The following is a 264-nucleotide window of genomic DNA, read 5'->3' as shown; positions in this document are numbered from 1 at the left end:
TGCTTTAAAGTCATTTCCACGGTTATGCCATTTGAATTCTGCTCTTTGATACGAGAAAACAAGGAAAAGCGATATTTTGAAAGACTATCCTTTATGACATCAAGATATTTATCAAGCGTAGCATAGTGGCTATTTGTATGGGTGTTTGTAGCATTTTTATGTATTTTTTGATATTCCATTTGCATAATAGAAAGATCACGGACAAAATTCTTGCGCTCTTGTCGTTCTATCTCCTTTTCTCGTAACTCGAGAAGGCTCTTGAGA

1 protein-coding gene is annotated in these 264 nt (G+C 35.2%); it reads right to left on the bottom strand.

Annotated features, from left to right (window positions below; translation table 11 throughout):
• A partial coding sequence (locus ACFINO_RS11305) for an ERF family protein (protein ID WP_375655943.1) occupies nucleotides 1–264 on the bottom strand: 264 nt, incomplete at both ends.

Source organism: Bartonella sp. AA83SXKL (assembly GCF_042196965.1).
Classification (GTDB): domain Bacteria; phylum Pseudomonadota; class Alphaproteobacteria; order Rhizobiales; family Rhizobiaceae; genus Bartonella.
This window is presented reverse-complemented; position numbering and strand designations above follow the sequence as displayed.